We start from the raw sequence: 10514 nt of genomic DNA on the forward strand, positions 1-10514 counted from the left end.
AATTAAAGGAAGTGATATCATGGAAGAAAAATATTACACAGTTGATGAAGTTGCGAACTTACTTGAAGTACACACAAAAACTATTAGAAGATACATATATAACGGCAAGATTCAAGCACTTAAAGTAGGTGGGCAGTGGAGAATATACGAGAGTGCATTGCAATCATATTACGAGGCTTCTAAGCATTGTTGTGATACAGATGAGTCTGTCAGCAAAGATGATTTTTGTGTATTCATGGATGGACAAAAAAGGACAACTAATGCGAAGGTTCAAGTCTGTAGTATCGTAGATTATTACGTAGATAATCAAGAGGATGTCAAACCCATGGCACATGCTATTACAGATGTTATACTGTCCATGTCTGGACAAGAAGAGTACAAATTCAATTATATTTATGATGCACAGGAAAAGAGAGCTAGATTTGTACTTTGGGGAGATGCTAGTTTTATGGAGGCTGTTGCTGTAGCGCTTAAACCTTTTGAGAAATAAGAGGAGATGAGAAAATGCTAGTGAATAAAACCTATAAAGTCGATGGAATGAGCTGTGCAGCTTGTTCAGCGGCAGTAGAAAGAGTTACAAAAAAATTAGATGGAGTAGAATCAGTCAGCGTCAATCTCAACATGAAAAAGATGCAAATTGAGTATGATGAGGATAAAGTTAGCCGAGAAGATATATTTGCCAAAATAGAAAAAGCTGGTTTTAAACCTTCTGAAGATGCAGAAGTAAAAAAAGTAACTATACCGATAGAAGGTATGACGTGTGCAGCTTGTGCTCAGGCTGCTGAAAAAGAAATAAAAAAATTAGAAGGAGTGCAAGAAGTCACAGTAAATGCGCTGGCAAACAAGGCGTATGTAACTTATGACGTGAAGGTAGTTAGATTATCTCAAATCAAAAAAGCTATAGTAAAAGCTGGATACGAACCAAAAGAGATAGAAAAGGACAATACTTTACAGGAACAAGACCAAGGTGCAAAAGAAGAAAATACGATGTGGTTTAGATTCAAAATAGCCATAGCTTTTGTCATTCCATTACTTTATGTGGCGATGGGTCCTATGATTGGTCTTCCACTTCCAGATATTATAAGCCCTGATGTGAATCCATTACATTTTGCTATAGCACAATTTGTACTTCTCATTCCAATAGTTGTTGTTGGAAGACATTTTTATACTAGAGGATTTAAAACACTTCTAACTGGCCATCCAAATATGGATTCGCTAATAGCCGTGGGAACATCAGCAGCAATCATATATGGCATCATAGCGACATACAAAATAGCTGGTGGTGATTTACACTTTGTACACGAACTCTACATTGAGTCAGCAGGAACTATAATAGCCCTTATAATGCTTGGCAAGTCACTAGAACATAGATCAAAGGGAAGAGCATCTGAGGCTATTAAGAAACTCATGGGGCTCAGACCAAAAGAAGCTATAGTACTTCATGGGGATGAGGAAATAAACATACCTATAGATGAAGTTGAAGTAGGCGATATAGTACTTGTCAGACCTGGTGAGAAAATTCCAGTAGACGGCATCGTAGTAGATGGTAGTAGTTCGGTAGATGAGGCAATGATTACAGGAGAAAGTATACCAGTTGAAAAACACATGGATTCTACTGTAATAGGAGCTAGTATAAATAAAAATGGTCTGCTAAAGATCAAAACTACAAAGGTAGGTTCAGAGACTGCGCTTTCAAAGATTATTCAATTAGTAGAACAAGCGCAGGGCTCAAAAGCACCTATAGCTAAACTTGCAGACATCATAGCAGGATACTTTGTACCAACAGTTATAAGTATAGCGATATTAGCAGCCATAGCGTGGTATATAGCAAGTAGAGATATAGAACTTACTGTAAAGGTATTTATATCAGTACTAGTAATAGCTTGTCCTTGTGCACTAGGACTTGCAACACCTACAGCGATAATGGTTGGAACAGGTAGAGGTGCAGACGAGGGTGTACTCATAAAAAGCGGAGTTGCGCTTGAGACCGCTCACAAAATAGATGCTATAGTTTTTGACAAGACAGGGACTATTACAGAAGGTAAACCAAAAGTGACCGATCTGATATGTGAAAAATATGATGAGAATGATTTGATAAGATGGATAGCTTCAGCAGAGAAAGGTTCAGAACATCCACTTGGCGAAGCTATAGTCAAGAGAGCCAAGAGTGAAGGCGTGGAATTTTCAGAAGTAAAGGATTTTGAAGCTATTTCAGGACAAGGTATAAGAGCGAGTATAGAAGGTAAGTCGATACTCCTTGGAAATGACAAAATGATGAATGCTTTTAATATACAATCTGTTGATTTTGAAAAAGGAAATGAGCTTGCAGCAGATGGGAAGACACCTATGTTTATAGCTGTTGATGGAGGGTATGCTGGTATAGTGGCTGTAGCAGATACGGTCAAGGCAGATAGTAAGAAAGCTATAGAAAAGCTTCAAAGCATGGGTATAAGTGTAGCGATGATTACAGGGGATCACAAGATTACAGCCGATGCCATAGCACGCAGAGTTGGTGTTGATAGAGTTATTGCAGAGGTCATGCCAGCAGATAAGGCTCATGAAGTTAAAAAGCTCCAAAGTGAAGGTTTTAAAGTAGCTATGGTTGGAGACGGAATAAATGATGCTCCAGCGCTAGCTCAGGCTGACATAGGAATAGCGATAGGTTCAGGTACAGATGTGGCGATGGAATCTGCTGATATAGTGCTAATGAAAGACAGTATAGTTGATGTAGTTAAGGCTATAGAGCTTAGCAAAGCAACTATAAAAAATATAAAGCAAAACCTATTTTGGGCTTTTGCGTACAACACAGCAGGTATTCCAGTGGCGGCAGGTGTACTACACATATTTGGTGGGCCACTTCTAAATCCTATGATAGCAGCTGCGGCTATGTCATTTAGTTCTGTTTCAGTTGTAACAAATGCACTTAGACTCAAAAATTTCAAAGGGAGTGAATATTAATGGAAAAATTGGTGAAAGTAGAAGGTATGAGTTGTATGCACTGCGAGAATCGTGTGAAAAATGCTCTAGAAGCAATAGACGCTGATATATTAGAAATCAGCGCCGATAAGGACTTAGTTAGAGTAAATATTTCTAGCGAAGATGAATTAAAAGAAGTAGTGGAAGCTATAGAAGATGCGGGATATGATGTAGTTTAAAATTTTGATTATTCAAATCGAATGTTCCAATACTCATTTAGGAATCGTTTCTTTAGAATCAATATAGTTTCTAAATCGTTTAGAAATTGGTATAGAGATGCTCTGTGTTCGAATTCTAAACGTGTTTCAGGGAGGTGCGAGATTTTAAAAAAAGCTCGCGCCTCTTTTATCATGTTTATTTCCAAATCTCCGGGGTTAGATTCATGCACATTTGACTCTATTTGCTTTACTATATTGTAAATAATTTCAGATTCAGATTCCGCAGTCCAAGTAACATAAAAATGTCTTCTCGTATAATCTAATATATAGTATTGCTGTTCCCTCATCGTGAAATAAGCCCAAAAGTATTTTCTGTCTTTCAAATAATAATCATTCATTTCATCATTTGCGATATTTTTACCTTCAAAAATCAGTCTTTTCAATGTAGATGTTTCATCTTCCACACTAGAAATTTTGCATTGATTTTTTAGACAATACCCCATGCTATTAAATATATTTTTTAACTGATTTTCTACCTCGAGTTGTTTTTTTATCAATTCAGAAGAGCGGCTTTTAGTATAGTAATTAAAAACGAGCGCACAAGAAATTCCAATTACTAATAATCCAATTTCATTTAATAATATTTCCCACGAAATAGTAGATAAACTGTATATATGAACTACTAATACAACATTTGTTACTAGCGCAACTATAGTTTTTCTGTAAATCATCAGAGCTGAGAATATAGCTAGATAGATACCAAAAGTTGTTAAATCAAAGCCTAGATAAAGAAAAAGTAAACTTGCTAGACTAAGAGAAAAAATTGATGCAACAAGTCTCTGACCAGCAACTCTTAGTGATTGGCGTTTGACTCCAAGTATACTTACAAGAGCTATTATGCCAGCGGATAAAGAGAAAGACATAGACATAGAATTACTTATGAATACAGCACTTATTACAGATGCTGTTATTTTTATGGTTTTTATAAATAATATTTTAATTGGAATATCTGATTTTGATTTTTGGGCGATAGATTTAAACATTCGGTCCTCCTAAGTTTTCAATAATACTTGGATTATACCCAATAAAGCATTAAAAATAAAATGACAAGTTGAAGATAGTTTAGAAATTTAAGGGTAAAAACTAATAGAGAGGGGATGAGATTGTGGATTGGATAAAGATATACGGTACTAGTTTTTGTGTATTTTTAGGACTCGATATGCTATGGTTAGGTCTTGTTGCGAGGAACTTTTATAAAAGTCAGATAGGTCATTTGATGAGCGACACTATAGTATGGCCAGCTGCGATTATATTTTATGCCCTATTTGTAGGCGGATTAATATATTTTGCTATTCATCCAGCGTTAGTACATGAAAATTGGAAAAAAGCACTCCGAATCGGAGCGCTCTTTGGATTTTTGACTTATGCGACTTATGATCTCACCAATTTAGCCACACTTAAAGATTGGCCAGTGCTAGTAACCATAGTTGACCTAGCTTGGGGTACATTTCTTGGTGGACTGACTTCGCTTGTCAGTTATTTTATATTAAATAAATTTCTATAGTGGGAGCAATTTCAGTAGTATTGGTAGTAGTATAACTGTAATTATTCCAGTAATTCCTATAGATAAACTACTCATAGCACCTTCAACTTCGCCCATTTCTAAAGCTCTAGTAGTGCCCATAGCGTGCGAGGATGTACCTATTGCAATTCCTCTAGCTACAGGGTGGTCTATTTTACATACCTTGCATATGCTAGGTGTTAGCATGTGACCAACTACTCCAGTTATAATTATAGATATTATGGTGATGGACACTATACCGCCTATACTTTCACAAGCAGCTATACCCATCGGCGTTGTAATAGATTTTGGCAAAAGAGATAGTAAGAGATTTTTTTCTATGCCAAATCCCATAGCCATTAGACAAACAACTGCAAATGATGTTAATACACCGGCACTTATACCTATAAGAATAGATTTCCAATGCTTTTTAAGCGTTGGAATTTGTTTGTATATTGGTATAGCAAACATAACGGTTATAGGCCCTAGAAAGAAGGATATCCACTGTCCTCCGATATCGTACCTTTCATAAGGAATTTCTAGACTCAAAAGTATATATACTAGTGTCAATATGCTCATTAAAACAGGATTGAAAAGTGGAAATGGCCATTTTTTACTTAATTTTGAGAACAAAAAATATATTATGATAGTACAAGTTATACTTATGACAAAATCAATCAACATCTACGGCACCTCCAAGCATTTTTTGTAACAATACTCCAGTGATACTTTGTACCATTATCGTAGCGATGATACCTATACTTAAAAGTGCTAGTATATTTTCACTTATCAAATCGAGAGAATTAATAAGTGCTACTCCAGATGGAACAAAGAAAAATGCTAAGTATTTGAAAAATACATTTGAACAAGGTTCGACCCATTCTACTTTTAATACTTTACTGCAGAGAGCTAGTAGTAAAAATAGCATTCCACATATGCTACCAGGTAGCGGAAATGGAATATACGGGGCTATGAAATTGCCGAGTTCATAAAATGCAAAAACTATTGCAAACGACGTGATATACTTCAAATCAAAACCCTCCTATATTGAAAAAACTAAAAAATAAATGCAACGGAAATATTGTATACACTTAGTTAGCAGAAATCAATATTAAAATGAAAAAAAGCTCTTTAGAATATTCTGTTAATTCAACCGCGTTCTATTGACATAAGTCATAATGATGGTATAATACTTATAAATGAAAACTAAAAAGACATTTGAATGGGACGAGATTTCGTCCCATTGACTTTTGTCAAATTGATTTTATAAAAAGATAGGAGTGATGGCATGTTAGAACAGATTAAAAAGTTCGACCCAAAATTGTATGAAGCTATGACACAGGAATTGAATAGACAGCGTTCCAAAATAGAGCTGATAGCATCAGAAAACTTTGCAAGTGAGAGTGTGATGGAAGCTTCTGGGTCAGTACTGACGAACAAATACGCAGAAGGCTATCCTCACAAGCGCTATTACGGCGGTTGCGAACATGTTGATACAGTTGAAGATTTAGCAAGAGATAGAATGAAAGAATTATTTGGTGCAGAGTATGCCAATGTACAACCACATTCAGGTTCACAAGCAAATATGGGAGTTTATTTTGCAGTACTTGACCATGGAGACAAAGTTTTAGGTATGGACTTGTCAAATGGTGGTCATTTGACACATGGTAGTCCTGTGAATTTTTCAGGAAAACTATATGAATTTGTTTCTTATGGAGTAAATGACGATGGTTTTATAGACTACGATGAAGTGAGAAAGATAGCTATCAAAGAAAAGCCAAAGATGATAGTTGCAGGTGCAAGTGCCTATGCTCGTGCTATAGATTTTGAAGAGTTCAGAAGTATAGCAGATGAGGTGGGAGCATATTTGATGGTTGATATGGCACATATCGCAGGCTTGGTAGCGGCAGGACTTCATCAAAGTCCAGTTCCATATGCTGATTTTGTGACTACTACTACTCACAAAACACTTCGAGGACCTCGTGGTGGAGCTATTCTTTGTAAAGCGGAGTATGGAAAGAAAATAGACAAAAGTTTATTCCCAGGTATACAAGGTGGTCCACTAATGCATACTATAGCAGCTAAAGCGGTTTGTTTCCAAGAAGCTATGAGTGATGAGTTTGTAGAGTACCAAAAGAAAGTTATAGAAAATGCAAAAGGATTATCAGAAGCATTAAAAGAGCATGGATTCCATGTTGTATCAGGAGGTACTGACAACCATTTGATGCTAGTTGACCTTAGAAACAAGGGAATAAATGGTAAAGTTGCTGAAAAATTATTGGATGAAGCTGGTATAACAGTAAATAAAAACACCGTGCCAAATGAAACGGAGAGTCCATTTGTTACAAGTGGTCTTAGAATAGGAACTCCAGCAGCTACTACTAGAGGATTTGGATTAGAAGATATGAAAGAAATAGCTGATATCATAGCATGGATTATAGATCATAGAGATGATGATCTACAGCCAGCTAAAGATAGAGTAAAAGCGCTTTGTGACAAATATCCACTATATGAATAAAAAGTGATAGTCACATATTAATTGAACTAAGTATATCAGAGCGAAGATTTGTTTCATTTGAAAATTAAGTGAGATGAATGTTCGCTCTTTGTTTGCGATGTGGAATAGTTTTTGGGGAAAGGGGATTTTTAAGTTGAAGATTATGATTTCACCGAGTAAAACTCAGCAGCATGGAGCTGAGTATAGTGAAAAATTAAGTATAAGTGAGCCTCTTCATGCGAGAGAAACAGAAGCGATATATAATGAAATTTGTAAATTGTCTAAAGACGATATGGCGAAGCGATTTAGTATAAAAGGAAAAATATTAGATAGTGTATATGAAAATTATTCTAAATTTAAATCACTAGAAACAACACCAGCAATTATGGCTTATACTGGCTTTGTATTTAAAGGGCTTGAAATTGCTTCTTATGGACTGGAAGAATGGGAGTATATTACAGAGCATATTAGAATACTGTCTGCTTTTTATGGCAATTTGAGACCATTAGATGCTATAAAAGCATATAGATTAGACTACAAATCAAAGCTAGATATAAACTTGTACGATTATTGGAGAGAGACGTTGATAGAAGATTTTAAAGGTGAAACAATCGTAAATTTAGCTTCAGATGAGTTTTCTAAGAGTGTGAAACTAGATATGGTGACTATTAAATTTTTGGATGAGAAAGATGGAAAGTTTAAAACAATAGGGACTTATGCAAAACAAGCGAGAGGATTGTTTTTAAATGAAATTATCAAAAAACATATAGATAAATTATCGAGTTTAAAAGAAATTTCTGTAATGGACTATAAATTTTGTGAAAATATGAGTGATGAAAAACTATTTGTATTTAAAAGATAAAAAAACAAATCTATGATGTGTAGAAAAAAGGAATAAAGAGAATAAATAAATCTTGATTACTACATTTGGCGGTCGTTTTGCTACCGTTTGTGGAATTGGTATTGAAATGACCGATACACCGTTTTATACTAAAATCAATAAAGGTAAGAGGTGTTGTAGGTGAGTAATGCTAAAAAGTTTAGTAGTGCTGCTGGTTCTTGGATAGAGAAACACAGTGGCGAAAAAAGTGAAAATGAGATGAAGATTATAAGATATGGGCTTGAGGTTTTGTATTTGAATATAATAAAAATTGTAGTTCTTATTATGATTTCCTACTTTGCTGGAATTATTGAATATACGTTGGTTGCAGCACTTACATTTAGTTTAGCTAGGATATTTGGATTTGGTATGCATGCTAAGTCTACGTGGGGATGCTATGTTGCGACAGGGAGCATATATATTGGGATACCATTGATGATGAAGAGTATTCATTTAGGAATAATATTCAGAATATTTTTAATCATACTAATGTTTATAGGATTGTGGCTTTATGCACCAGCTGATACTGAGCAGCGACCCATTTTAGGAGAAAAGAAGAGATTTAGATTTAAGATTAAAGCTATTATCCTTATGGGGACGTTAGCAGGCTTTAGTTTTGCAGTTCCTCAGATTTATGGGGATATAATGATATTGTCGTTAATTGGTGAGGTTATAATGATTTTGCCGATTACATATAAATTATTTTCTAGGGGGTATAGGAATTATGAAACTTATGAATGTACTATCAAATGCAGTTAGCAATCTTGCTGAGAAAACAGCTGAGACATCAGTTGATTATTGCATCTATGTAGGTGTGGAAGAAACAGATATGCCAGCTGAATTAATCGAGAGAGATTAAGTACATAAAAGCACCGCATAAGCGGTGCTTTTTTATTTTCTAAATATTTACTAGAGTCAAATCCTGCATGAATAGGTTTTGATCTACTATGGTACTTAGATTTAATTCAGGCATTTCAGATAGTAGTAGCTTAGCACTATACAGCCCAAGTCCCCTATTCTCTCCTTTAGAGCTATAACCCTTCTCGGAGAGGCTATCTATATCTATTTTGCCATTGAATGAATTTGCTATCAATATATTGAAATTCTTGTTTTGCATCATGAGAGATATTTCAATCTTTTTTTGGTCAGATTTTACTGCGGCTTCTAGAGCATTGTCTAAGAGTATTCCAACTATACGACAGAAATTCATTATATCTGTATTTAGATAATCTATATTGTCTAGAATGAATACATCTACATTTAGTTTACTATCTAGCATTTTGCTAATCTTAGTGGTTAGAAGACCTTTTAAACCAGCGTCTTTTATTTTGCTAAGAGATTGTATTTGAGATGTGTGTTTTGTGCTTATAGAATTTATCTGGCTATCGAGTAGGTTATTTAAACCATTGTAATCACCATCTTTAGCGTAACCAGATAGCGTGTATAGTAGGTTATTATGGTCGTGTCTGAATAATCTCAATTCATCCATTAAATTTTCCATTATTTCTGTGTAGAGCTTTAGGTTGTTGTAATCGTCTTCTACTTGTTCTAGTTCTTGGCTTTTAGATATCCACATTTTGTTAGTATATATATATGTTACGACAATTATAAGATACACAATCATCAATATTATATTTATAGTAAAGTAAAATCTATTGTCTACGAAGGACATGGATAGAAATGAGTTAAACGCTATACTCATTGCCATAAAAATCAAAAATATGACTATAAAAAAATCATGATTCTTGTCAGTTATAAACTTCGGTAGTTTAATTATTTTATTTGCAAGCAAATTTGATAGGAAACCAAAAATCATAATCCAAGAAAATATACTCGCATTATATATTAGATATAACAATGAATTACTAGTAAGCTGCTCAGAACTTATATTCCAAAAATATAAGAAAATTATACTAGCAAGAGAATTTATAAATGATAAATATATAAGCCATAATGTAGATTTTATAAGTGAATTTATGAACGTATTCTTATAAAAATGATAAATTATTAGAGTGAAAAATGCGAAACTGAAAATAGCTTTGAAAAATGCATTTGAAAAAAGATTACTAAATAAAAATAAGAAACTTGTCAAAAATGATAAGATAACCCCTGTTTTATATGAAATTTTAGTATCAGACATGCGATTCATTACAAAGAAAAAGCTCAAATTAAGTAAGAATGCTGACAGTATAAGCGACCCTAGAAATTCAAAACTACAATTGGACATATTGCTTCAACTCCTTAATTCTGTTCCGTGAAACGGGTATTCGTAAACCGTTATGAAGCAATAAAAACAAATCCTTATAGTCTGAGTTTATGATATCTATTTTATCCCCATTTACGATATATGATCGGTGACAGGTTATGAATCTATGATCCAATTTTGATTTTATACTTTTAAGTGAATCGTAGAATTCTAGTTCGTAATCACTAGTGTGCAGA

The 10514-nt window shown here is 34.4% G+C and carries 13 protein-coding genes; 8 read left to right on the top strand and 5 right to left on the bottom strand.

Annotation, left to right across the window (positions count from 1 at the left end; all coding sequences use genetic code 11):
- From N4A40_15045 to N4A40_15055, 3 genes are all read left to right on the top strand, one after another.
- Window positions 1-490 (top strand): helix-turn-helix domain-containing protein (locus N4A40_15045; GenBank protein MCT4663172.1); only part of this gene is annotated, 490 nt, incomplete at its 5' end.
- Window positions 491-504: 14 nt separating this feature from the next.
- Window positions 505-2958 (top strand): heavy metal translocating P-type ATPase, encoded by a 2454-nt coding sequence (locus N4A40_15050; protein MCT4663173.1) that lies wholly within the window; start codon window positions 505-507, stop codon window positions 2956-2958.
- Window positions 2958-3155 (top strand): heavy-metal-associated domain-containing protein, encoded by a 198-nt coding sequence (locus N4A40_15055; protein MCT4663174.1) that lies wholly within the window; start codon window positions 2958-2960, stop codon window positions 3153-3155. The genes N4A40_15050 and N4A40_15055 overlap by 1 nt, the downstream gene beginning before the upstream one ends.
- Before the next feature lie 8 nt (window positions 3156-3163).
- Here N4A40_15055 and N4A40_15060 read toward each other — a convergent pair whose 3' ends face one another.
- Window positions 3164-4177 carry an aromatic acid exporter family protein gene (locus N4A40_15060; GenBank protein MCT4663175.1) on the bottom strand — a complete coding sequence of 338 codons (1014 nt, stop codon included), beginning with the start codon at window positions 4175-4177 and terminating at the stop codon, window positions 3164-3166.
- A 122-nt stretch (window positions 4178-4299) separates the two neighbouring features.
- Between N4A40_15060 and N4A40_15065 the strand changes: the two genes are divergently transcribed.
- The gene (locus N4A40_15065) at window positions 4300-4698 is read left to right on the top strand and encodes a DUF2177 family protein (GenBank protein MCT4663176.1); all 399 of its coding nucleotides are present in this window, start codon (window positions 4300-4302) and stop codon (window positions 4696-4698) included.
- On the opposite strand, the gene N4A40_15070 is transcribed toward N4A40_15065, so the two are convergent.
- Both N4A40_15070 and N4A40_15075 read right to left on the bottom strand, forming a co-directional pair.
- On the bottom strand, window positions 4693-5379 hold the full coding sequence (locus tag N4A40_15070) for an LrgB family protein (protein ID MCT4663177.1): 687 nt from the start codon (window positions 5377-5379) through the stop codon (window positions 4693-4695). The two genes, N4A40_15065 and N4A40_15070, sit on opposite strands and share 6 nt — an antisense overlap.
- On the bottom strand, window positions 5369-5725 hold the full coding sequence (locus N4A40_15075; protein MCT4663178.1) for a CidA/LrgA family protein: 357 nt from the start codon (window positions 5723-5725) through the stop codon (window positions 5369-5371). The genes N4A40_15070 and N4A40_15075 overlap by 11 nt, the downstream gene beginning before the upstream one ends.
- Before the next feature lie 258 nt (window positions 5726-5983).
- Here N4A40_15075 and N4A40_15080 point away from each other — a divergent pair, with 258 nt between their 5' ends.
- The 4 genes from N4A40_15080 to N4A40_15095 all read left to right on the top strand — a co-directional run bounded on the left by N4A40_15080 (window position 5984) and on the right by N4A40_15095 (window position 8931).
- Window positions 5984-7213, top strand: a complete 1230-nt coding sequence (locus tag N4A40_15080) for a serine hydroxymethyltransferase (protein ID MCT4663179.1) — start codon at window positions 5984-5986, stop codon at window positions 7211-7213.
- Between the two features lie 142 nt (window positions 7214-7355).
- Complete coding sequence (locus N4A40_15085) at window positions 7356-8054, top strand: YaaA family protein (GenBank protein MCT4663180.1); 699 nt, start codon at window positions 7356-7358, stop codon at window positions 8052-8054.
- 159 nt (window positions 8055-8213) lie between these two features.
- Entirely contained in the window at window positions 8214-8831 is a 618-nt protein-coding gene (locus tag N4A40_15090) for an accessory gene regulator B family protein (GenBank protein ID MCT4663181.1), read from the top strand.
- A complete protein-coding gene (locus N4A40_15095) occupies window positions 8797-8931 on the top strand; it encodes a hypothetical protein (GenBank protein ID MCT4663182.1) in 135 nt (44 codons plus the stop codon). Before N4A40_15090 ends, N4A40_15095 begins: the two co-directional genes overlap by 35 nt.
- Before the next feature lie 39 nt (window positions 8932-8970).
- On the opposite strand, the gene N4A40_15100 is transcribed toward N4A40_15095, so the two are convergent.
- Together N4A40_15100 and N4A40_15105 are read right to left on the bottom strand one after the other, a co-directional pair.
- Complete coding sequence (locus N4A40_15100) at window positions 8971-9888, bottom strand: GHKL domain-containing protein (GenBank protein MCT4663183.1); 918 nt, start codon at window positions 9886-9888, stop codon at window positions 8971-8973.
- Window positions 9889-10285: 397 nt separating this feature from the next.
- Window positions 10286-10514 (bottom strand): LytTR family transcriptional regulator DNA-binding domain-containing protein (locus N4A40_15105; GenBank protein MCT4663184.1); only part of this gene is annotated, 229 nt, incomplete at its 5' end.

Source organism: Tissierellales bacterium (genome assembly GCA_025210965.1).
GTDB lineage: Bacteria > Bacillota > Clostridia > Tissierellales > JAOAQY01 > JAOAQY01.